Source organism: Rhodococcus sp. IEGM 1372, from assembly GCF_030056835.1.
GTDB lineage: Bacteria > Actinomycetota > Actinomycetes > Mycobacteriales > Mycobacteriaceae > Rhodococcoides.
This window is the reverse complement of sequence record NZ_JASHKS010000026.1, coordinates 18,273-41,708: the sequence shown is the minus strand read 5'-3', so window position 1 is coordinate 41,708 and position 23,436 is coordinate 18,273. Positions and strand designations below refer to the sequence as shown.

18 protein-coding genes and 1 pseudogene are annotated in these 23,436 nt (G+C 63.0%); 6 read left to right on the top strand and 13 right to left on the bottom strand.

All coding sequences use genetic code 11. The annotated features are described in order from the left end of the window. Positions 1-180: 180 nt before the first annotated feature. Positions 181-1,470, top strand: a pseudogene (locus QM590_RS18685) (IS3 family transposase). Positions 1,471-2,100: 630 nt separating this feature from the next. On the opposite strand, the gene QM590_RS18680 reads toward QM590_RS18685, so the two are convergent. Both QM590_RS18680 and QM590_RS18675 read right to left on the bottom strand, forming a co-directional pair. After that, complete coding sequence (locus tag QM590_RS18680; RefSeq protein ID WP_269595957.1) at positions 2,101-3,690, bottom strand: alpha/beta hydrolase; 1,590 nt, start codon at positions 3,688-3,690, stop codon at positions 2,101-2,103. 22 nt (positions 3,691-3,712) lie between these two features. After that, positions 3,713-4,354 (bottom strand): hypothetical protein, encoded by a 642-nt coding sequence (locus QM590_RS18675; protein WP_269595956.1) that lies wholly within the window; start codon positions 4,352-4,354, stop codon positions 3,713-3,715. Between the two features lie 75 nt (positions 4,355-4,429). On the opposite strand from QM590_RS18675, the gene QM590_RS18670 reads away from it, so the two are divergent. After that, entirely contained in the window at positions 4,430-5,071 is a 642-nt protein-coding gene (locus tag QM590_RS18670) for a TetR/AcrR family transcriptional regulator (RefSeq protein WP_269595955.1), read from the top strand. Between the two features lie 42 nt (positions 5,072-5,113). Here QM590_RS18670 and QM590_RS18665 read toward each other — a convergent pair whose 3' ends face one another. The 6 genes from QM590_RS18665 to QM590_RS18640 all read right to left on the bottom strand — a co-directional run bounded on the left by QM590_RS18665 (position 5,114) and on the right by QM590_RS18640 (position 12,597). After that, positions 5,114-6,985, bottom strand: a complete 1,872-nt coding sequence (locus QM590_RS18665) for a S9 family peptidase (RefSeq protein ID WP_269595970.1) — start codon at positions 6,983-6,985, stop codon at positions 5,114-5,116. Positions 6,986-7,021: 36 nt separating this feature from the next. Continuing rightward, positions 7,022-8,590, bottom strand: a complete 1,569-nt coding sequence (locus QM590_RS18660; RefSeq protein ID WP_269595954.1) for an alpha/beta hydrolase — start codon at positions 8,588-8,590, stop codon at positions 7,022-7,024. 39 nt (positions 8,591-8,629) lie between these two features. Further along, positions 8,630-9,346 (bottom strand): MerR family transcriptional regulator, encoded by a 717-nt coding sequence (locus QM590_RS18655; protein WP_269595953.1) that lies wholly within the window; start codon positions 9,344-9,346, stop codon positions 8,630-8,632. Between the two features lie 78 nt (positions 9,347-9,424). Then, complete coding sequence (locus tag QM590_RS18650) at positions 9,425-10,111, bottom strand: DUF3159 domain-containing protein (RefSeq protein WP_269595952.1); 687 nt, start codon at positions 10,109-10,111, stop codon at positions 9,425-9,427. Positions 10,112-10,828: 717 nt separating this feature from the next. Continuing rightward, complete coding sequence (locus tag QM590_RS18645; RefSeq protein WP_269595951.1) at positions 10,829-12,028, bottom strand: PrsW family intramembrane metalloprotease; 1,200 nt, start codon at positions 12,026-12,028, stop codon at positions 10,829-10,831. Between the two features lie 260 nt (positions 12,029-12,288). Further along, positions 12,289-12,597 (bottom strand): hypothetical protein, encoded by a 309-nt coding sequence (locus QM590_RS18640; RefSeq protein WP_269595950.1) that lies wholly within the window; start codon positions 12,595-12,597, stop codon positions 12,289-12,291. 408 nt (positions 12,598-13,005) lie between these two features. On the opposite strand from QM590_RS18640, the gene QM590_RS18635 reads away from it, so the two are divergent. Next, positions 13,006-13,497, top strand: coding sequence for a hypothetical protein (locus QM590_RS18635; RefSeq protein WP_269595949.1), 492 nt, complete (start codon positions 13,006-13,008; stop codon positions 13,495-13,497). A 589-nt stretch (positions 13,498-14,086) separates the two neighbouring features. Here the strand turns inward: QM590_RS18635 and QM590_RS18630 are convergent. The 4 genes from QM590_RS18630 to QM590_RS18615 all read right to left on the bottom strand — a co-directional run bounded on the left by QM590_RS18630 (position 14,087) and on the right by QM590_RS18615 (position 19,109). Then, on the bottom strand, positions 14,087-15,268 hold the full coding sequence (locus tag QM590_RS18630) for a lipase family protein (protein WP_269595948.1): 1,182 nt from the start codon (positions 15,266-15,268) through the stop codon (positions 14,087-14,089). Between the two features lie 814 nt (positions 15,269-16,082). Next, complete coding sequence (locus tag QM590_RS18625) at positions 16,083-17,399, bottom strand: PQQ-binding-like beta-propeller repeat protein (protein WP_269595947.1); 1,317 nt, start codon at positions 17,397-17,399, stop codon at positions 16,083-16,085. After that, the gene (locus QM590_RS18620; RefSeq protein WP_269595946.1) at positions 17,396-18,775 is read right to left on the bottom strand and encodes a hypothetical protein; all 1,380 of its coding nucleotides are present in this window, start codon (positions 18,773-18,775) and stop codon (positions 17,396-17,398) included. The genes QM590_RS18625 and QM590_RS18620 overlap by 4 nt, the downstream gene beginning before the upstream one ends. A gap of 103 nt (positions 18,776-18,878) precedes the next feature. Beyond that, on the bottom strand, positions 18,879-19,109 hold the full coding sequence (locus QM590_RS18615; protein ID WP_269595945.1) for a hypothetical protein: 231 nt from the start codon (positions 19,107-19,109) through the stop codon (positions 18,879-18,881). A 106-nt stretch (positions 19,110-19,215) separates the two neighbouring features. On the opposite strand from QM590_RS18615, the gene QM590_RS18610 reads away from it, so the two are divergent. Continuing rightward, positions 19,216-20,445, top strand: coding sequence for a hypothetical protein (locus QM590_RS18610; RefSeq protein ID WP_269595944.1), 1,230 nt, complete (start codon positions 19,216-19,218; stop codon positions 20,443-20,445). 159 nt (positions 20,446-20,604) lie between these two features. Here QM590_RS18610 and QM590_RS18605 read toward each other — a convergent pair whose 3' ends face one another. Next, positions 20,605-20,883: a hypothetical protein gene (locus QM590_RS18605; protein WP_068046628.1), complete on the bottom strand. Its 279-nt coding sequence runs from the start codon at positions 20,881-20,883 to the stop codon at positions 20,605-20,607. Positions 20,884-21,294: 411 nt separating this feature from the next. Here QM590_RS18605 and QM590_RS18600 point away from each other — a divergent pair, with 411 nt between their 5' ends. After that, positions 21,295-22,050, top strand: a complete 756-nt coding sequence (locus QM590_RS18600) for a GGDEF domain-containing protein (RefSeq protein WP_269595943.1) — start codon at positions 21,295-21,297, stop codon at positions 22,048-22,050. 22 nt (positions 22,051-22,072) lie between these two features. After that, entirely contained in the window at positions 22,073-23,386 is a 1,314-nt protein-coding gene (locus QM590_RS18595) for a sensor domain-containing phosphodiesterase (RefSeq protein WP_269595942.1), read from the top strand. Positions 23,387-23,436 lie beyond the last annotated feature (50 nt).

Below are 23,436 nucleotides of genomic sequence, written 5' to 3'. Positions count from 1 at the left end.
CTGGCTTGGATCAAATCCAAGCCGAAGCTCGGCAGTGCTGGCCGTGTCTATTGCGTGAGGACTGCAAAGTCAGGTGAGCCACGGCGGCGTCTCCATCGGCGCGGTTCCGTTACGCACGTACGGCCACTTTGAACCGTCCCGGGTTTGATGCCGCTTCGTTCTTTGTGAAGGATGAAGCACATGTCGAAGCGTTACCCGGCCGAGCAACGTGAGCGTGCGGTGAAGATGGTCCTCGACCACCTCCACGAGTACAACTCCGTCTACGGCGCCTGCAAGGCGATCGGACCGAAACTGGGCGTCGGCGCGGAGTCACTGCGGCTCTGGACACGCCAGGCTCAGATCGATGCCAACCAATCTCCTGGAGCCACGACCGAGGAGCAACAGCGCATCAAGGAACTCGAACGTGAGAACCGAGATCTCAAGGAAGCCAACGAGATTTTGAAGTCGGCATCGATTTTCTTCGCGAGGGAGCTCGACCCTCGCCGCCGCAGATAGTCCAATTCATCGATCAGATGCGTGCACAGAAATACCGGGTCGAGTCGATCTGCCACGTGCTCACCGAGCACGGCGTACAGGTCGCCCCACGCACGTACCGCAACTGGAAGAGCGCACCACCGTCGGCCCGCACGATCTCCGACGCCTACCTCACCGCCGCGCTCCGCGACACGGTCGGAGAACCGGAAGAGCTCTACGGTCGCCGCACGATGTACCGCCACCTGCGTAGGAAGGGCCACAACGCCGCTGCCTGCACAATCGACCGCCTGATGGGCGACGAGGGTATGTCCGGCGTCGTCCGAGGCAAACGGCACCGCACCACGATCCAGGGCGGCAAGAACTCCACACGGGCCCCTGACCTGCTCGACCGTGACTTCACATCCGAGGCCCCGAATCTGAAGTGGGTCACCGACTTCACGTACACCAGAACGTGGGCGGGATTCGTCTACGTCGCGTTCGTCATCGACTGCTTCTCCCGAGCCATCGTCGGTTGGCACGCCTCGACGGTCAAAGACACAGCGATGGTCACCACGGCGCTGAAGATGGCACTGTGGCGACGAGATCACGGGGGACACCGCGTCGACTCAGGGCTCATCCATCACAGCGACGCCGGCAGCCAGCCCGGTGTTGCAACGACCGGTTGAACTTGCCCAGTACACCTCGATCGCGTTCGCGGAAACGCTTGTGCTCGAGGGGATCGCGGCTTCGATCGGAAGTGTCGGGGATGCCTACGACAATGCGTTGGCGGAGAGCACAATTGGGTTGTTCAAGACCGAGGCGGTATCGAAGCGGAGCCCATTCCTGAACGGCCCGCTCAAGACCATCGACGATGTCGAGTTCGCCACGATGGGATGGGTCGACTGGTTCAACCAACGTCGACTTCACAGCACCCTCGAGTACCTCACGCCAGACGAATTCGAGGAGGTCTACTACAGTCAAGAATCGACACTCCTCCCGGAGATGTTGCAAGCGTAGGAGCGGCAAGAAACCCGGGACGGTTCACTTTGCTGCACTTTGCTCGTACGGATCCGCTGGATCATCGCTCGTCTTCAGATCGGATTATCCACCTCGGCCCGTCCACATTCATGGACGCTCGGACAAGTGCGAGAACCGCATCCGACTGCAATTCGGTGTCACGAGAGTGTCACAAGTCGGTACGTTCGGACATGGACCGAGCCGGACCGTAACGACGAAAAATATTGCAAAGAAACAGAAATCGAGTCCAGAGATGTTCAGGTGGATCCACTTCCAGGGACTTAAAATCCGCACAGTGTCGGTTCGAGTCCGACTGGGGGCACCAGAGTCCATATGGATCCAGTTTCTGGACCGGGACAGTGCTTTTCGGGTTGTAGCGTGGATCTCGGCGGTCTAGCACGGATTTGAGTGGACAACGGAGGCAGCGGTTTTCGCGAGCACCCGACCGATGCGACCATTCCCGCCACGGTAAGCATGAACCCAGCGAGGATGATCCACGATGCGTAGCCGAGGCGCGCGGCCTTCCACGCCGATGCGCTGCACACCGATGCGATTGCGGCAGCTCGTGATTGAGCGCCGGGACGGCTGAGTCATCGAGCGGATCGGGGCCCGCTCGATGGCTCAGCAGGGTCAGATGGTGCAGCGTGTACCTTCTTCCGGTAGTTCGAGGTCGATCAGGTAGTCGGCGATCGCTCCGTCGACGCAGTCGTTGGCGGAGATGATCGTTCCGTGCTGGTTGGCCTCGACCGTGAGCAACCGCGCGCCGAGGGTGTCGGCCAGGCTGATGCCTCCTTCGTGAGGCGTCACGGGGTCCCCGGTGGCCGAGACCACGAGCACCTCGGGAAGGCCGTCGATGTCGGTGGCGTAGGGGTATCCGAGTGTGGGTTCGGCCGGCCAGAACTCGCACCCGTCCTGCGTAGGGGGAGTGGATCCGGGGTCGAGGAACGGCACGGCCTCGTTGAGATCGCGGCCGAGCTGGGTCATCTCTTCTTCGGTGAACCGTTGCTCGTCGAGGCAGTTGATGGCGAAGAGCGCCTCGAACGAATTGGTGTACTCCCCAGTGTCGGACCGGCCGTAGTACCCGTCGCGAATTGCGAGAAGAGCGTCGGGTCGTCCGGCTTTGAGTTCCGTCAGCCCCGCGATGATCGCGGGCCAGCTGGCTTCGGAGTAGAGGCCGGAGACAATTCCTTCGCTGGCGGCGAGGAAGCCGACCTCTCGTCCGTCAGCGGCCATTAGCGGCTCTTCTTCGAGAGGTTGGAGGAGCTCCTGCGCTGTAGCGGTCGCCTGTGCCGGGTCGGTTCCGAGCGGGCACGTCGCCTGCGTCATGCAGAAGTCGGCGAAACGCTGGAACGAAGCCTGAAGGCCTTCACTGAGCTGGATCCTGCGATCCGCGGTGTCCATGAGTGGATCCACTGCGCCGTCGAGAACGAGCGCACGAACGTTCTCGGGGAACATCTCGGCGTACACCGAACCGAGTCGAGTGCCGTAGCTGACTCCCGCATAGGTCAGCTTGTCATCGCCGAGTGCGGAGCGGAGTACATCCATGTCGCGAGCGACATCCCGTGTTCCGAGGTGGGCGAGCACCTCTTCGCTTCCGGAGCCGTCGGCGCATTTGTCGACGATGGCGCGCGCGGATTCTCCGGTCCACTTGCCGAGAGCCGACAGGGGTGCGTCGGCGTCGCGCTCCTCATCGGAGTAGCAGTCGATTGCCGGATTGCTCAGACCGACTCCCCGCGGATCGAAGCCGACGATGTCGAAGCGTTCGGGGATGGGGCCTCCCGTCCACAGGGCATTCACCAGCGGGGCGAGCGTCGTCCCCGCGGCTCCGGGACCGCCAGGGTTCAGCACGACAGAGCCGATCGGGTTGTCGCCGGTGGCGGAAATGCGCGACACGGCGATCTCGATGGTCTCGCCGTCGAGATCCTCGTATTCCATCGGGACAGTGAGCATCGCGCACTCCGCCTTCTTTGCCGCCTCGACGACTTGGGGAACGGGCGGCTGGGAGTCCACGACGCTGGCATCGCACGCCCCGAACGCGAGCTCCTGCTCCATGAACCGTTCGAGGCCAACCCCGTTCGCGCTGTCGTCATCACTCGGTGCTGCACCGGAGCATCCGGCGAGCAGGAGCACTGAGGCAGCGGCCGCCGCCGCCATCACCGGCTTCGGCCATCGTCGTTGCTCGTCCTTCCGTCGGATAGCGGTCGGAATCGTCTGAGGCATGGTGGTTTTCCCTTCGTGGGGTTCAGCTGGCGAGTTCGTCGATCCAGCTCGATCGCATTCGTAGAGCTCGTTCGGTGCTGCCGATGACAGCGGCGAATCCGATGAGCAGGTTGACGTGGAGCGGCAGTCGGATGGGTGAGGTGAATGTTCCGATCGAGTCGGCGATGGGGGGAATGAGCGAGAGGGATGCGATGATCTGCGGCACCTCCACGCAGAGGCCGCCGATGACGAGCAGGATCGAGATGAGACCGATGACGCGACTCGGACCGGGGTGCCGGTGGTGCAGCCGAGCGCGGCGTCCCTCTGCGGATGCGGGATCGGGAGAGAGCTGTTGTTCGGTGCCGTCCTCACGCACGTAATGGCAGCGCTCGAGCCCGAATCCGTTAGCCGCGACCTCGATGTGCCCACCGGGGACGGGGAAGCGGGTCGGCATCTTGGCGTACGACTGCTGTGCGCCGTCGACGTAGAGGCGAGCGCGCACCTCACCGTCCTTCGCGTCGCCCATGTGTCGTACATCGACTGCATAGACCGACGTCGTGCCGTCGGGTGCGGACAGCGTGATCGACCGCAGCGATCTGCCGAACATCTGCCACCAGCGGTAGCGGCGAAGCGGTTCACCCGATCCGGCGCGAATGCGGCGGTAGCGCCACTGTTTGATTCCCATCTGCTCGATCCTCGATCTCTACTAGTACAGCGTGATAGTAGATCTGAAGGTATCACGCTGTATTAGAGTTGGGGGGTGTCGGACAATGTGGAGACTCGCGAAAGCGAACCCAGCACCAGGGACCGGATTCTGATCGCAGCCGCGACGATGGTGTCCAAGGATCCGGGCACCCGGCTCAGCGTCCGGGCGGTCGCCGCGCGAGCCGGGGTCAGTACCGGATCACTGCGTCACTTCTTCCCCACGCAGCGAGCGTTGATGGACGAAGTCGCCGCGGGAATCACCGGGCTGGTGGCGAACAAGAATGTCATCGAAGACACCACTGTGCCTGCCGAGGGGCGACTGTTGGCGTGTATGCAGCAGGTGTTGTCGGCCACCGGCACCGGTGAGCAAGCCCGAGATACATGGCGGCGGACGTTCGGCACCTACCTCAGCTCGGACCTCAACGCTGATGCCATCGACACATACAACGCTCTCAGCGCGGCCGGACTCCGGCACATCGAACACTGGCTGGACGTTCTCGAAACAGAAGGTGCCCTGCCGCCGGGCGACAACACCCAGCGCGCTGCCTATCTCAACGTGGTACTGGACGGGCTCTCCGTAGCACGAGCCCTCCCGACCGACGCTACTCGAATTCGCTCGGAAACAGACGTTCTGCAGCACGCCATTTCGATGCTTTTTCACACCGCTGCACCCATGCCGAAGGGCGACTCGGACTGACTTCGACGACGAGCTTCCGATCCACCTCCACTGTGCTTCCGATCATGGCAGACTACGGCCGCCGAGGTGCTGGGCGAGAAATTTCTCCACCTCGCGGTAGTAGCGGATACTGTTCTCCGGGTTGACGAATCCGTGACCCTCGTCACCGAAGACGAGGTAGTCGACGTCGACGCCACGTGACCTCAGCCGCTCGACGACATTGTCCGATTCTGCCTTGACGACCCGAGGGTCGTTGGCGCCCTGCGCAATCAGGAGCGGCGCGCGTATCGCGTCGAGCTTGGATATGGGTGATCGTGCGAGCATGTCGGCCAGCTGATCGGGATCGGCGGGGTCGCCGACGAATCGGTGCCAGCTGTTGATGATTCCCGGACCGATGAAGGCAGGTTGGGTCCGCATGAAGTTGGACAGGTCCGAGATGCCGACGCAGTCGATTGCTGCGGCGAACGTGTCGGGTGTGAACGATGCGCCCACCAGCGCGGCATAGCCGCCGTAGGAACCACCCATGATGGCCACTCGCTCGCGATCGGCGTACCCCGCCTCGACCGCCCATTTCACTGCATCGATCAGATCGTCGTGCATCGCGCCCGCAAATTCGCCGACCGCGGCGTTCGTATGCGCTGTGCCGTATCCGACCGATCCACGAAAGTTGACCTGCAGCACTGCATATCCGCGGTTCGCCAGCATTTGCGCGATGTGATCGAAGTTCCACGAATCTCGATACCATGGGCCGCCGTGCACCACCAGAACCATCGGCAGATTCTCGGGTTCCACGCCGACCGGAAGCGTCAGATACGACGGCAGAGTCAGACCGTCGCGCGCCTGGATGTTCACCGGCACCATCGGGGCCATGTCCTCGGGTTCCAGGTGTGGGTAGGGGCGGAAGAGTCGGCGACTCGATCCGGTGGTGTGATCGTAGTAGTAGGTGACGGACGGATCGCGGTCGTGGACGAAGCTGACGATCCACTTCTGACCGGTGTCATCGGAGGACAGTGCTCCGATGTCACCGTCGGACAGTTGCTCGAGGTTCTTCAGGATCTCCGCAAAACCCGGTTCCAGTGCATGGATCACCTGGCGTTCTCCCAGGTACCGAACACCGATGAGCTCTCCGGTTGCACTGTCGCAGATCAGCGGTGGCGAGGTCTGCTCGACTGCTCGTCGCGCACCGTCGAGTTCGAGTGTCGGGTGACTGTCGACGACGGTCTCCTCGCCGGTCTCGAGGTCGAGGCGGATCAGATAGGCCAAGTCGCGACCTCGGCTGGAACCGAGCCACATACCGGTACCGTCCGCGGTGATCTGCATCGGACTGATGCCCATCGGGTAGTCGGTGCCGTCGAACGACGTCACCGTGGTTTCTGCGCCGGACTCGTCCAGCCGCGTGATCTCGATGGTGCCCTCCGCGGTCATCGCGGAGGCGAACACCTGGCCGTCCGAACCGAGCATCGGATACCGTCCGACGCCGGGGCTCTGCCCGATCATCGTCAGTTCACCTGTGGCAATCTCGATTTCGTACAGGTCGAACTCGGCGAGGTTTCGCGCATTGATCAGGACGGTGTACGCCCCTGCCTTACCTCGCACGGGTTCGGTGGCCACCGCGCGGGAACCGGGGAACGGCGTCAGATCGACTGCCGGGGCATCGGGATCCTCCAGGTCGACGCGAAACACGTGGTGGTTCTCGTCACCGCCGGTGTCCTGCAGATACAGCAGCCAGCGGGGGTCGTCCGTCCACTGGAAAGCGTGCACACTGCGAGTCTCGTCCGCGGTGACGCAGCGTGGCTCGCTGCCGGGCGAGAGGTCCTCGATCCACACGTTCAGACGGTTCTTCCACGGCGCGAGAAAGGCCATCCTGTTGCCGTCCGGTGAAATCGTGGCACCGGAGCGAACGGGTGGGCCGAAGAAGTCCTCGACCGAGATCAGTGGGGTGCAGTCATGATTCGTCCTTTCGTTCGGCCGCTACAGAGCGCAGCGGGCGTCGGTCGGTGGGGATTGGAGGTCGACGAGGTAGCTGGCGACGATGTCGTTGACGCAGGGGCTCGTTGCACCGAACGCCACGGTGTGTTGTTCGCCGTCGACGGTGAGCAGCGAGCCGCCCAAGGTATTCGCCAAGTTGACGCCGCCCTCGTACGGGGTGGACGGGTCGCCGGTCACGGAGATGGTAAGAGTGTCGGGAAGTCCGTCGACGTCGGTGGCGTACGGGATGTCGAGAGTCGGCTCTGCAGGCCAGAATTCGCAGGGGTCGCGTGCGCCCTCCGGTCCGAGGCCTGCGTCGGTGAACGGTGCTATCTCCTGGATCTGCCGTTTGAGGTCCACCTCTTGTTCTGCGGTGTTGCGCTGTTCGTCCATGCAGTTGATCGCGTACAGCGCCTCGGGGAAGTTCGGGAAGGTGCCGTCGGTGTCCCGTCCGCCGAAGATGTCGTTGACCTTCAGAAGCGTATCGGCCTGTCCTGCTTGCAGTTCGGCGATTCCCTTGGTGATGACAGGCCATGCCGTGGAGTCGTAGAGCCCAGCGATCACGGCACTGTATGCGGCGTCGAAGTCCATGATGCGGCCATCGGGGGTGACGATCGGATTGTCGATCAGCGGTCTGACGATCTGTTGGAAATTGTCGACGGCCTGGCTCGGATCGGTGCCCAACGGGCAGTCCGGGGTGCTCGCGCATGCCGCTGCCATGTCGTCGAACGCTTTCTGGAAGTTGGTGTATTGGTAGATCCTGCGTTCTGCTGTGCCCTGCGCCGGATCTATTCCGCCGTCGAGGACCATCGCGCGCACGTTCTCGGGGAACATCTCGGCGTAGACCGCACCGAGGCGTGTCCCGTAGCTCTGGCCGAGGTAGCTCAGGGTGTCGTCGCCGAGCACGGCCCGGAGAATGTCCATGTCGCGGGCAGCGTCGCGGGTACCGACGTGTTCGAGCACGTCGTCGCCCCCTGATCCTTCGGAGCACTGGCTCACCAGCTGCCGTGCACCGTCCTCGGTGAGGGTTCTCGAGCCGGTGAGGACTGTGGTGTAGGCCTGTCCTGCCTCGTACTCCTCATCGGTGAAGCAGTCGATGGCCGGGGTGGATGCACCGACGCCGCGGGGATCGAATCCGATCAGGTCGAATTTTTCGGTCAGCGGGCTCTGTGCCCACGTCGACGTCGCACCTGACGCCGCCATGCTCATTCCAGGCCCGCCCGGTCCGCCGGAGTTGAGCAGGAGCGAGCCCACTTTTTCTCCTCGGGCGGGGGCTTTCAGCAGCGCGATCTGTGCTGTGCGCTCGTCCGGGTTGTCGTAGTCGAGTGGTACGTCCACGCGGGCGCATTCGAACCTGGGGTCGCTGGCGAACAGTTGCTCGTCGGTTGTGGTGGTGCCGTAGCCTGCACATGGTTCGAATGCCACGCTCTGGTCGTAGAACTGCTGCAGATCGGCTGACGGTTCGGGGTCTGCGTTCGGTTCCGGCGGCGATTGGCTGCAGCCGCCGAGCAGCAGTATCGACGCTGATGCTGCAGCGAAGAGTTTCGCTCTCCTGTTGGCGAATAGGGGCATGGTTGGTCGACTCCTGTCGAATTGCGTTGTGACGATGTTCTATTCGGGATCGGTGGCGTTGAGTGCCGCCACCTGTCGGAGTACTTCGCGTTGGGCGGGGTTGTACAGGTCTTCCACGGCGATAGCGAGTGCGCGAGTCAGCCGTTGTCTGTCGCCGTCGGTGTCGGCGAACAAGGCCGGGAAACGAGCCGCCAGTTGACGAACATGCGGGGCCATTCGTTCCGCCAGATCCCTGGTGGTGGCGCTGTCGGCGTCGGCCGGGAGGTCGTCGAATTCCGGGTCTGCGGGCAGCTGCGGAGTGGACCGCAGTAGGTCGCAGTAGGCGTCGAGGGCCGTCGGGTTCAGTACCGTGCTGGCGAAGGTGATGAATTGTCGGTCTGCTGTTGTCAGGTGTGCTGCTGCGGAGCCGAGTTCGGGTGGCAGATCGGTCGGAAGGGATTCGTGGAGAAGCATCGCGATTTCCAACCGTGCTCGCTGCAGGCGTTCGATCGTTGCGCCGAGTTCGGCATCCAGGGTGCGCAGTGCCTGTTCGGGATGGTCGCGCCCGTCACCCTGTGCGGCGATGTCGGCCAACGAGAATCCCAGTTCTGTGAGGCGTTTGATCTGCATCAGCCGTACGAGATGTGTGACGCCGTACTGCTTGTAGCCGTTCGAAGCACGCTCGGGCTCGTCGAGTAGTCCGACATCGTGGTAGTGCCGCACCGACTTCAGGGTGGTGCCGGCGAGATCGGCTATCTGCCGAGTGCTCCAGCCCATGTCGCTCTCCTCCGGTTCTTTTCGGTCGGAATCAGTGTCGACTGTGACCTAACGGCATAGTCAAGGGCCAATTCGTCTTTACGCGGGGTTCGAGTGAACCAATTGCGCTGTCGAGCGACGGAACGCCCAGACGGTGACGAGCACTGCCACTGCGAGCAACGGGGTGCCCATTGCGATCCGGGCAAACGCGAGCCAACCGGTGGCGTCGGTGTCGTACAACCAGTCCTGAACGACGTAGCGGGCACCGAACAACACGGCGAATGTCGACGTCGCGATGTAGTGGGCGCGGATGACCGAGCGATTGGATCGCCAGTCGTACTCGTTGCCGTGCAGCGCATTCCATAGCAGTCCGGTCAACGGTCGTCGCGCGAGTATCGAGGCCAGCATCAGTGCAGCCCCGGCCATGCTCAGCCAGATGCCGATGAGGAAGTAGCCCCCTGCCGACCCCGTCCAGGCGGCGATACCGCCTGCGACGACGACACCCAGTAGTCCGCCACTGGCCTGCGCGATCGGCTCGCCTCGTTTGACGCGAAATACAGTGATCACCAGTGCGATGGCGATCGCGATGCCGACGGCGATCGGAAGGGCCACCAGGGCATTGGTGGTGACGAATGCCACGACCGGAATGGCCGTGTAGATCATTCCACTGGTTCCGCCGAGGCTGTCGAGCATTAGCTGTGTGGCATTGACCTTTTCGGTGGCCTTGCCACCGGGAATTGTCTGCGTCTCGTTGTTGTCGTCCGATGTCGATTCCGGCGTGTTCATGGTGCCCTCCTCGTCGATGCTTCGGTTCGCTCTGTGCATCCCCTACTGTCGTCTCGGCGACCGGGGCACAACAGTGCACACAAACATCGGATCTTCTGACGACATCATCGGCGGGTCATGACAGATGTCATGTCGTGGCAGTGTGACCATCCGGTGGGTAGCCCGAGAACAACGTCGAGTTCGTCGCACGTAGCGGTGCTGTCAGTTGGCTATGCGCAAGCTGGTCAAGTACTCCAGGTAAAGCCCGCAGTTGCACGGCCTACTGACTCGAGGGTGTTATGGGTTCGCGACGCATGAGTCTCGTTGTCACGAGTCCGCACAGAGCGTTTGGTGCGCCAGGACGCTCTCCGTCCACTCGATACCGTGGCTGTCCGACACCGATCAGGACTGTCCGGTGTCGGAGAATCGGCGGCAGTTCGGTGTCACGAGGGTGTCACAAGTCGGTACGTTCGGGCATGGACTGGACTGGACGGTGTCGCATGAAAAGTGTTTCAAATAAACAATTATCGAGTCCGTCGGAGTCGGCGTGGATCGACTTTCAGGGACTTGAAATCCGCACAGTGTCGGTTCGAGTCCGACTGGGGGCACCAGAGTCCAAGTGGACCCGGATCTCTAACTGGAGACTTCGGCGCGGACTTTCTCACGGTGTGCGCCAGGGAAGCGTTCGTCGCCAAATTGTTCGATGGCGAGCGTGAGAGTGACGTTGCCTGGCGCGCTTCAGACTTGACGGCTGATGCCGTCTCTTGCGCGCAGGCGCTCGACCTCTGCCCGGGAGTGTTGAACGGCCTCGGTGTCGTTGCCCTTTGCGTCGGCGATATCGTGTGCGAGATCGAGGATCGCTCGGCGCAGGTGTTTACGTGCCCGTCGTGCTTGTCTGTTGGGCGCGGACTTCTGGAACTCTTTGCGCGCCCTACGGTCCAGCACTCCGTCGATCTCTGCGTCGGTGAGGGTTCCTGCTTCTACTTCGGGTGCGAGGATGTCGCGGACGAATTGGTGTTCGCGCGGCGCGGCTTTCCGGAAGGCGATCGTCAGGATCGTGAAGCCGATGACGATGGAGGCGAACATGACTGCGATCATGACGAACGGGTTGCCGAATCCGAGCCCGGTCGCGTCGTCCCACGTGAAGTGCAGGAGCATTCCTGCCACGACGAAGGCCAGCCCGCGCCCGATTCTGCGGGGCTGCGCGGCGGTTCCGATGAGGTAGAGGGCACCGGCACAGACCAATGCACTGAACAGTGGGTGGGAGACGAAACTGGCGGCGATACGCCCGATGGCCGTCTGCGACGCGTTGCCGACCGGGTCGGTTCCGAAGGTCGCGGCTGCGGAGTTGGCGGCGTAGAGGAAATCCTCGAAGACCGCAAACCCGAGTCCGATGAATGCTCCGACTATGAGGCCGTCGTTGGCGGTGCGGATCAGGCGTGGGGCCAGGCTCATCAGCAGGATGAATCCGCACAGTTTGGCGGCTTCTTCGGTGAACGGCGCTGTGGCACCGGCGGCCCAGCTGGCGCTCCATTCCTGACCGAAGAGTTTGGAGTAGATGCCGAGCATCGCGGTGTTGACGGTCATCGCGAATGCGAACGTCGCCGGGATGGCACCCCACCAGAGTGCGGCCGCGATGAGCAGGCCGGGTTGACGCTCCCACCGGTCGATGTGCCGGAACCAGGCGAACCAGGCGAGACCACCCAAGCCGCACAGCACTGCCGCTATTGCGAGACCTCCGGCGTAGAAACCGGCCCCTGGCGCGTAGTAGGCCCAGGCCTGAAACGCTCCGATTGCTGTGAGTGCCAGGTACACCCAGAAGGAGAGGTTGTGGGGTTGAACGAAATGAAAGCGCTCTCCCCAGCCGGAGATCTCGATCGCTTCCTTTTGACGGCGCAGCGCGTTGGAGGACACTGCCGATGTGTCGGTGGTGCTCATGCGTTGTTCCCATCGATGGTCTGGATGCTGGCGATCATGTCTCGGATGGTCTGCGCCGCTGCGGTCATTTGGGTGGGCGGACCGTACGCCGTGATCTCGATGCCGGTGCCGTCGAGAACGAAGGCAGCGACCAGTCCATCGTTGCTCAGGCTGCTGTAGGGCTGAACGATGCCGGTCTGGCCCGCCGTCGTGGTGAGGGTGCTGCGGCTTCCGTCGACCCGGAACGATGGGTCGGCAGTGCGGGAGGTGACTTTCTCGACTTAATCCAGCAACTGATCGGCGTTGCCGTCGAACGAATCAGGGTAAATCTCGACGGTGACGCCGTCACCGGCGATGGTCGCAGCGCCGAAACGAACTTGCTCGTCGACGACGCGGAAGCCGGATTCGACGTTCCATCCAGTGGCCGGGGTGAAGACGAGGGTGTCGGTGAGGGCCAGCTGTTCACCGGCGCGCACCGGGTCGTCCCAACCGATGGAGGCATTCACTCGGGGCACGATGACGGTCAGGACGAGGAACACCGCGAGGACGAACAGGGCGGGTGGGAGTGTTCGCCGGTCGAGGCCGAGCACACGGTGCTCGGCTGGTATTCGATGGCGATGTGTTTCTGCGAGTAAATATGGTTCGGTCCGAGTTGTGGTCACGGGTTCTCCCCTTCATCTCTGCTCTGGAAAACTTTTCCACAGACGCCAGTACATTTCAGCGTCTTGGATGACATTCGTGCGACCTATTCCGGTGCTGTCTATTGGGTATTCAATTCCGCACTCGATGCGGTTTACTTGCGTGATTCCCTTCCTTTCGGCGGTGCAAGAGTCTCTGACGCCAGAACTTCGCCGCGGTTCGAACTGCCTGCCGGTTTAGGTCGATTTGGTAGCGTTCGCAAGACTAAAAAGAATTCATTTTTCGCTCGTATTGAATTGTTGCGACAGAATCCAACCTCAGACCGACGCTGCTCGACGCGATTTTCGGAGGAACGAGCTATGTCACGTGAAACAAAAGCCCGTGCAGGTGCGCAGGCCGCCGTCGGAGACGATCGAGTCCTCGATGTCGCTTTGACGGTCCCTCGCGGGTCGACGTTCGCTGGCGCTGTGGGCATGGGCCTGGGTGCAGCGATCGGCGGTGGCGGATCTTCGACCACGGCGTGGGAGATCGGCGGTCTGATGGTAGGCCGGGGAAGTGCTGCCCGCAGGCAGAAGATGCCGCCGTCGGTGGTGCTCGCTGTATCGGAGACGACTCTGTATGCGCTTGGTCGGCGGCGATCGGGGTTGTTCGGATCGTGGCGTCACCAAGAGCTATTGGTGAAAATCGCGCGTACTCACCTCGAGATCACCCATCGACAGCGCGGAACCGTCCTGCACATCACGCTTGCCGACAAAACCAGTGGTGTCGCCCTCGACGTCGAGGCCGCTCTCGTTGGCAACCTCGGTACTCGCAAGTTCCTCGACACGATCGAGAGCGTCCCGGGGGATTGAGCGTCATACCCGGGCGAACATCGCTGAAGTGTCACCGCCGGGAGCGCGCGTTTTCGTGGTTGCAAGCCGCACAGAGACGGGTCGTGGCCTCACAACCTCGTGGGCGAACCGGGAGCATCGGAGGTGCCGACCGCCACCTCCGAACGCGCACATACATGTTCAGGATCGGGTTCAATCAATGTCGTCCCGGGTGTGAGAGGCCGTATTCGACCGTGGTGACGCAGTGCGTTCCGCGTCGTACGGTGTGGCGCGAAGGAACGTCAGGGTGAGGTCGATCTCCGGCACGCAGTGACACTCTGTACGCAGCAGAAACGGCTGTCCCGCACGCGCCCATGCTGGTGGGCCCACTCCGACACCGATCAGGACTGTCCGGTGTCAGAGAATTGGCGGCAGTTCGGTGTCACGAGAGTGTCACAAGTCAGTGCGATCGAGCATGGACTCGTTGGGACGCCGATGCACGAAAACCGCTGCAATTAAACAAATATCAGGTCCGTTGACATTCATGTTGATCCATTTCCAGGGACTTGAAATCCGCACAGTGTCGGTTCTGGTCCGACTGGTGGCACCATATTTCCCAAGGGGCGGCGAGTTAATCCGAACCGTTGATCGCGAATTGCTCTGCGGTCCAACGTAACAAGAACGGCAGACCGGTCATGGCACCGATGAAGTGGTCGCCTGCCACGGGCTCGTAGTGCACATTTGAACCCTTGCTGCGCCACTGCTCGATCAGGGCAGTCACGCCGGCCTCGGGGATGAAGCGATCGCCGATCCACTTGCTCGCGGAACCGTGGAAGAACGCGACCGGCGCCGACGGCGCGTCGGCGCCAGGACGGTTCGCGGCGATCACCCGCCGCGCGATGTCGGAGTCGAACGGGTGGGGCTCGGACGCCAAGTCCTCGATTCGCATGCGTGCCAACCCACCCAAGGCCAGGGGGAGGACGGACATGTCCTTCACCCAGGACGCCAACAGCAGCGCCTTCGGGCCGAACAACTCCACCATCTCTGGGTGCTCACGCGCGAGACCCATGCTCGCCGCACCCAGCAGGCCGGCCGCGACGGTGCCGTTCATGGTGTCCAGCAGCATCGAGAAGTCGGTGGGCGTTCCACCGGCGACGGCGCCCACCAACCTCACGTCCGGCGCGTACTTCGGCTGTAGTTGCGCCGTCCACGTGGTGGCGATCGCGCCGCCGCTGTAGCCGTAGGCCACCACTGGGCTGTCGGCGAGCTCCGGGGCGACGATCGTCATCCCGCGCAGCGAGTCCAGGACGGCATGCCCGGCCATCGTGCCTTCGGAGTACGACATCCGCGGGCCTTGGTGATCGGCGACGAGGACGGCGTATCCGCGGGCGAGCCAGATCGGCATCGCCGGTGGGAGGTCGGCACCGACACCGTGTACGAGCCGGTACGACGGCGTGCTCTTGGCTCCGAGGGAATCGATGGCCACGTTGTGGGCGACGACGGGCCGCGGTCCGCGCCCGGTCCACGGCCGCTTCGGGATCAGCAGCGAGGCGGTGACGCCGGCGGGGAGACCCCGCGCGTCGGTCGATCGCACCATGAACTGATGCAGGGCGGTTCGCGGCCGGGGCACCAGACCGCGGGTCGTGCGCTGTCGGATCACCGCACCGGGTGCAAGGTCCTCTATGCCGGGAGGGGTGAGGAAGAAGGCGTCGTTGTCGATCGGGGTCGGAAGGATCGCGGCATGGGGATCGTCCGGAGGCTCCAGGGGTAGTTGTCGAGTCAATACGCGATCGAGCACACCGAACAGAGTCATGATCCCCCGACATTCTTCCCGAGCCCTACCGATCCCCGCGGTCACCATACAGTGCGAGGCGGTCGGTGAACTGGAAAATGGGACGTCCCCGTGGGCGCCCCCCCACTGTGGTTGAATCAAAAAGCTTTTCGGCAGATTCGTCACTCCCGCCCTGCGGGGTCCACCCTTCGGCGCATCACACGGAGAACGGGCAGCTCAGGCCATCCGAGGAACGACTGTGCCGGGACTCTTGTCGACGAGGCTATCGAATTGACCGCCCCGCGATGCAGCAGTGAACTCCCTACCTGTTTGCGGTCCGTGCTCGTCGTCATTGCCTGCGGCGAAATGTACGAAGTCCGGTCAGGATTGCGGCGGCAGCAAACAACCAAGTAGCCACCCATGACCAGACCGAAAACTCACCGTCCTGAGTTCGAGTCAGCGAAACAACGGCCCACAGCAACGCCAGCCCCGACCAGAAGAAGACCCACCTCGTCCCGCTCGGAAAGCTCACCGCCAACTCCTCTCATTCCAAGCCGCCCGCGTACCGAATGCTCAAGGAAACACGGTGCGTTGGTACACGTTACCGTTCACGGGCCAACCCCTGGTGGCGTGGACGATGTGCGATTGCGTTCAGTATCAACCGCGGGACCAATGCCCCAACGAGCGGGCAAACATCGTTCTACGGCAAAGATTTTCACAGCTTGCGGGCGTCGTTCGACGCGGTCCAGTTCCGCAGCAAGGAGGCGTAGTTCGTAAAATCGACTGGTTTCCCAGCGCCGGATCGGATGTCGCAACGATCGCGGTTCGGTCGAAGCAGATCGACCTGAGTCGAGGCTCAACGAAGCAAGTTCATTCGCTTCTCGTTGACTGCCACAACGCCGCCGCCAGTGGCAAGCAGTGCAACCCTCTCGGACCGTCCACCGGTATTGCCGAGCAAATCCTCGATCGCGATTGTTTCGAGGCGAGCGCCGGTTTCGGGCTCGATCGCGAGGATCTCCCGAGAATCGGCTACATAGGCCAGGCCCTCGCGCACAGCGGTAGGCATGAAAGGTAGAGATTCGACGTCGGGACCCCACGCCGGATCCCCGGTGAACAGGTTGCGTGCAAGTGGACCGACACCCAAGACGACATCACCGACAATCGCGATGTCACCCCCGGTGCCGGCGTCGTCCGAGGTCCACAGTTTCTGCCCCGTCGTAGGGTCGAATGCGCTGCTGCCCAACACAACCGGATCGTCGGGGTCGTTCGCTGCGTCGACCGTCGTGCGCTGGTAGACCTCTTCGTCGGTGGTCGCGACAACTCGTCCGGTGGAATCGACCAGGTCGGTGCGAAACTCGAACAGGTCAGAGCATCGGCGGCCGGCAAGAACGTAGATCTGATCGCCTCGATCGAACTGGTCGCGCGCGCAGTCGGGGGACGAGATGTTGTCGGTGATGTCACCGGATCTGGAGTCGAACAGTGCTGTGCCCGAGGAGAACCGGGCCACTCCCGCATTGCCTGCGAACGCGAGGATTTCTCGTGAGTTGTACGGGTCGACCCAGGTGTCGTCGAGGGTGAGGGACCACGACGCGTCGGGGTCGTCGATCGTTCCTCGATGGATCCGGACGGTGTACCCGTCATTCTCGCCCTCGACCACGTAGAGGTCTTCGCCGTCGGTGCCGACTGAGAATATGTTCCAGTCGGTATCGTGTCGGGTGGCGGTTCCGGTTGCACTGTCGATCGTCACGATCTGATCGGTGCTCCGGCACAGCAGCAGTGTGTCGAGTACGTGGGACGAACAACTTTCGATCCCGTCGGCGGGTGTTTTCCACCGCACCAGACCGGTTGCCGCATCGAACCCGATCAGTTGGGACTGCTCGAACTCGTCCGTCTCCTGATTGATCAACCCTGCCTTGGCGACAAGAATGTCGTCGGCGTCTATGACGCCGCCCTCGACCTCGCCGAATCGTCCACCCACGGGATCATCGAAGGTGGCGAACGGATTGCCGAGCACGTCGGCGGCGTCGAGCGTCCACACAGCGCCGGGCGACGTCGGAGTCTGTGCTGCAAAGGGTTCGGCGTCATGTGGGCCCGTTGCCACCAGCGCGACGGCCGCGCCGACGCTTACGAAAGCCACCGCAGCGGTGACGGCAAGCCGTCGGTACGGGTTCACAGCACATCCAATCCGTCGGCGGTGGCAATGGTGCGCAATGTGTTTGCGCTCAGTGGTTCGTCCGGACGCTCGGCGTGCGATCGGACTTCGACCTCGGTTCCCGACGGGTAGGTGACGGTCACGGTACGGCGCATCCCGCCGTTCGGTCCCTCGGGCAGTGCAGGCGAGTACGAGTAGGGTGCCTCTTCGATCCGCAGCACCGCACCGCCGTCGAGCGTCTCGAAGTCGGTCGGCCGATTCTGGTAGGCGGGGTCGTAAATGTCCGGCATGACGGGGAGTTCCTGTCCGCCTCGTATGGATATGGACAGGTCGGCACCGGTGCCGACGGCATCGACGTGCGTACACACCACACCGGTCTCGAAGTCGGCGAGCCTGAGCGTGTTCAATCCGGGATCGAACCGCTCACCTGCATCGACGCGCTCCAACGCGGTGTTCAAGTTGGTGGCGAGTTCCGCGTCGATCGCTGTGTCGCCGGAGAAGAGGCCGAAGGAGTCGTCGCATCCTTCGCGAGGTTCGGGTGTGTCGGCGGGGACAGGTGCCGATATCCGCAGCTCCGGTAGTGTCACAAGAGCTTTCAGCTCATCGATGGTGAGAACGATGTCGCGGTCTCCGGTGTTGGTCGACTGAAATCCCTCAGCGTCCGATGCGGTTGCGGTGATGTGCGTGCCGTCGGGTGCGTAGGCGGTGACCGTGCGGTAATTGGTTCTCGTACCGCCGAATTCGGACCACGATACGTTGGTGTCGACCACGGTGCCGTCCGCCGATGTCGTGCGTTCCTGCACTGATCCGGCCCTGCACGGTGGCACACCCGTGTCGTCCTGCGCCACGGATACTGCCAGCAGGCCGAGTGTGTTGCCGCGTCCGAGCTCGGCCGATGCCGTCGCCCAACCGGGTTCCTGAGGCTGGCCTGGTTCGCTGGAGGTTTGGGGGATCGGCTGAAACACCAATGACTCGCGCAGGCTTGCGAACAGAACCTCGACACCATCCGGAAGGGCTTCGGCCACAGCGTCGGTCATCATCACCGACCTGGGTCCCGAGTACCACGAGGCCTGAGGGTTGTCGTATGCATCCTCGCTGGTGGTGATCCGTCCCCACACCGATGACTTCCCGTCCGGAGGTTGGACGACGTCGCACCCGGAGATAGCCGTCGGGAATATCACCTCGGGCGTTCGGTAGGTGGTGTCGACGGGTTCGGAAGGGCCGGGGGTGACGGAGCGTGTGGTGGTCGTGGCTACTGACTCGGCGCGGTTCTCGGGCTGCTCTGGCGGTGCGCCTCGCTCGACGAGCGCTGCTACGCACACCCCGATGGCGACGATGGACACGATCGTGAGCGCATCGGCCCACATCCCGGCACGCTGAGGACCAAGTCTGCTCACCGCGTCAAGATACCGGTCATGTCCATCCGATCCGCGCACGGTTCACAGCTGACCGACATCGCAATGACCCCCGGCCTCTCTGCGGGCCAGGGCAACTGAATCATCAGAACAGTTGCTCGAACTGGTACCAGTCGCCGTCGAACTCTTCGTACCCGATGTCGCCCTCGTGCTGGGGCTCACCGATATGCGGTGCGCCGTCGGGGAAGTGTGCCAGGCCGATGGAGTTCAACAGTCCGCCTTCGAACGACTGCACGCAGTGGTCCGCTGCGGTGCTGAGCGAGTGTTCGGACACTGCGAACGCAACCTTCGGCGGCGATGCTCGGTAGGTCGCCATCGCCCAGCGCTCCGTTACACACGCTGAGAACGGTCACAATGTGACAGGGTGGACGCGTGAGAAACCTGTGGGTGTCGATGCCAGCGGTCATCGCTCGGGTGACGCGATGAATACCGCTGCACGACGACTACTTCCACCCGTCACCGTTCTCGTCGGTGCGTTCGCGGCGGTCCTGGCTTTGACGACGCCGGTACCGCGTAATTTTGCGTTCGTTGCTGGCGGCGACAGGCTCGATATTCTGCTCTACAGTAGCGCGTCCGCCTGGTCACTCGGCGCGATCGTTGCCGTCGTCACCGCGGTATTCGCGACGCGGAAGCAGTCAGCTCTCATTGTGGCGGCCGTTGGCGTCGCGGCCCTGTCGGTTCTACTGTCGGTGCCGATTCTTGCGGAACTGCAGTTTCGGGCGATCGCAGCCGGCTTGATCCTGGGTGGTGCCGCGGCGGTGACTGGCCTCACTCGAATCCTGCAGTGCGCGTTGCTGTTCGGTGCTATCGCCGGTGTGGCGGCATCGAGTGTGTTGCAGAATGTCCCCAGCCGGTATGTGGACTACGCCGGTTCCACTCTCGCGCAGGCACCGCAGACACCAGTGTTGATCGCCCTGGTCGTCTTCGCGGTGCTGCTGGCGGTGTCGTCGTGGGCGAAAGTGTTCGACGAATTATCGCCGGTCCAATCGCGCGGGCGAGTGCTCGCGGTGGGGATCGTCATTCCTCTCGTGGGGCTGGTCTTGTACTGGCTGTTCGAACGGTCGGTGAACTCGCTCGGTCCTGGCGGTGCAATGCAGAACCGGTGGTTCTTGGGTCTCGCGGTCATACCGCTACTTGTCAGTGCGGCGTTTGTGCTGCCCGCGGTGACAGGAGCGATCCTGCTTGCGGCACTTGCCTTCCTATCGGCCCCGACAGTGGGATCCCTGACGTGGGGGACAGCTTTGGTGTTCGTCGCGAGGTTGGTGCTGGGCGGGGTGGTCGGCCATCGTCGGCCGTCTCCGATGGTGGGGTTCGTAGTACTGGCCGTCGTCGCAGCTACGGGAGTGTTCACCGGCCCACCCTTGGACACCGTCAATATCGTTGCGACCCTCGTGGTTCTGCCGCTCGGGGTGGGCGTGGCGTATGCGTCGTTGTTGCCGACAACCGCCCCTGTTGCGGTGATGTCGGTGACGACGCCCATCGTGGTATCGGTTCCCGTCGTCGCCGAATTCGGTTGGACCGCTTACTCTCCGCTGGTCGATCTCGAGCCCACGTTCTCGCCGAGCACATGGGTGTGGATGTCGACGGGCATCTCTGTGGTGTCGGTTCTGGTGGCAGGTGCGGCTCTGGTCGTATTGAGGCGAAGGGAATAGTCGGACCGGAGCCGCGAACTCGAAGTTATGGACGAAATTCGGTTGTTATTCACCCATAACTTCGAGTTCGGCGGAGCCGGAGATGCCGATTCTGCGCAATCGTGCGAGAGGTATTGCACAGCAATCGATGAATGAGATTTTCGTATTACTGCTCATCGCTCACACAACGGTGGCCGCATACGCAACGAACACCACGAACATGGCCGCGCCGCCGAGAGCTGCGCCGATCATGGCCTCGCGGCCATTGGTCGCGTGGCCCTGTTCGTCCCGGCCGACGCCGACCCACCCGCACACCACCGCGGCGACACCTGTGGGGATAGCGACGAAATCCCCGATGAAGGGTACGAACGCGCAGACCAGAGCGATGATGCCCAGGATCAGTGCGGCGCTGCCGGCGCCATTGCGAAAAAGCGGCCGTGTGGAATGTTCCTCGGCCATGCCGCCTCCCTCTTCGCGTCCTGATGCAGCGACTCGATGCCCGTTCGTCTCACGCGACACGGCGAGCTCACACACCAAAACATACCCTCGCGATGCTCGCAGGGGCGACGGCACCGATGCACTGCATCTCGCGCCCACGTGCCATCGAGGGGGTATCTCTCGCCGGTCTGGATCTTGTCGGCGAGGTCGGTGTCCGTACATAGCACGGGACCGATTCGGCCCGACGGCTTCGACCCTGAACTGGGCTGTCGGTCAGCGCGGCGTAGTTTCTCGCCGTAGGCTTCAGTAACCGGCTCGGGGGCCCGTGCGCGCCTACTTCCGCGACAGTCGTTCACTGCGTGCGAGGTTTCGAATTGTCAGGAGTTGCTTGTGCCTCGGATGTGCAGCCATTCGCCCCCGTGCGTTCGGCCCGTGCCGGATGCCGGTGACGATCGTGACGTCGCGGCAGCGGCTCGCGACGCCGTAGCAGATCGAGCCGACCGTGCTGCTGATGCCCGTGATGCGGTGGCCCTGAGCTTGGATTGTGACGACCGATCACACGATCAGTGCCACGGGCGGGGCCGAGCGCATCGGCTCACCGCGGCCGGTGACCGTGCCCGGGCCGGCGCGGACAGGTCCGCGTCGCGCGAGGATCGGATCGCAGCAGCGCATGATCGCCGTACTTCGGCCACCGATGACCTGACCTCTGCGTACCGCCGGGACGCGGGGATCGGTCAACTCGAACGCAGCCTCGGTATCGCCCGCGACTCGGGTACCGCCATGGTCGTTTGTTTTGTCGATGTGGACGGCCTCAAGACCATCAACGACACCGACGGACATCCGGCCGGTGATCGCATACTCCAACTGGTCGCCGAGGTCATCGACGATCATTTGGACTGCGACGACACCCTGTTGCGGTACGGGGGCGACGAGTTCATCTTCTCCGTGCTCGGTCCGACTGCTCTCGACATCGACGACACCACCGATGCAATCGAAGCCAGACTTCGAGAAAGCGATGACATAGCGATCACATGTGGCATCGCGTTCGCGCGCGAGAGGGACACAGTCGCCGATGTGATCGAAAATGCAGACAGGGACCTGTACCGCCAGCGCCGTGCCTCCCGGACCACAGTTGCTCCACCTACGCCCGCAGACGCGATTCCTGGTCACCGACCGGCCCGACCATGATGAAGAGGAGCACGAGGAAACCTTGACTTCCAGCGCCGTTCGCAGCATCCTCGCGGATCCTCGGTCCGTTCGTCCGCACTACCAACCGATCGTCGAACTCGGCAGTGGCAAGGTAGTCGGCTACGAAGCCCTCGCACGGTGGCCCGGCCATCCGTCGGTCGACCCCGGTGCTCTGTTTTCGAGTGCCGCCGAATGCGGAGTGATCGACGAGGTCGATTGGGCTTGCCGGTGCGCTGCGATGACCGGCGCACTCGATGCCGGTATGTCATCGGATGTTTCGCTGTTCATCAATATCGAGCCGCTCTCCTCGCGCATCGTTCCCGCGTACGCACGCGAGATCATCGGTAGGGCGGCGACCCGGTTGAATGTCGTAGTCGAGCTGACCGAGCGCTCACTGTTGGCCAACCCTGCCGAGCTACTCGAAACGGTGCGGCGTGCACGAAAGAGCGGTTGTCTGATTGCCCTGGACGATGTCGGATCGCATCCCGACTCGCTCGCTCTGCTGGAGTTTGTCGCCCCGGACATCATCAAGCTCGATTACACTCTCTCGCAGTCGGATCCATCGCCGCAGCAGGCTGCCGTCGTCCTCGCCGTCGCTGCGTACGTGGAGTCGAGTGGGGCGCGGATAGTTGCGGAAGGCATCGAAACAGACGCCCACCTCGACCGTGCGACCGCGCTCGGAGCCACTTTCGGACAAGGCTGGATGCTCGGCCGTCCCGCGCCACTTCCGACCCTCGGAAACCGGCAACACTCGGGTGCCATCTCCGCCCGACCCATCCTGTCCGTCAAATCGGGTGCGCACGCGCGAGCGGACACAGCGGTGCCCTCGGTTCCGTCGGACCTCCTGACGACTTCATCGGCGCAGGTGGGTAGTAAATCGTTGCTACTGGCGTTGACCCGGCAACTCGAAGATCACGCGCGCCACATGCCCGATCCGCTCACCATTCAGGCTGCATTTCAAGACTCGGCATGGTTCACACCGTCGGTGGCCGACCGCTATGCGAGGCTTGCCGCCGTCAACCCGTTCGTGGCGGCCTTGGGAGTCGGGATGGATACCGAACCCGCAGCAGGTGTGCGTGGTGCGGAACTTCACCCCGATGAGCGTTTCGTAGGCGAGTGGACCATCACTATCGTCGGATCCCACTACTGCGCAGCCCTCATCGCCCGCGATCTCGGCGACGACGTTCTCGATCACGACCGTCGGTTTGCGTTCCTACTGACGCACGACCGGTTGACCGTCGTCGCTGCTGCACGTTCCATCATGCGTCGAGTCCTGCCCAAATACTCTGTCGCGGAAACAGATCGAGACATCGACGCCGGTGGCACTGCTCTGTGAACGCTGAGACCCGCCCGGGTCGAAGCTTGCCACCGCATCGATCAGAACTG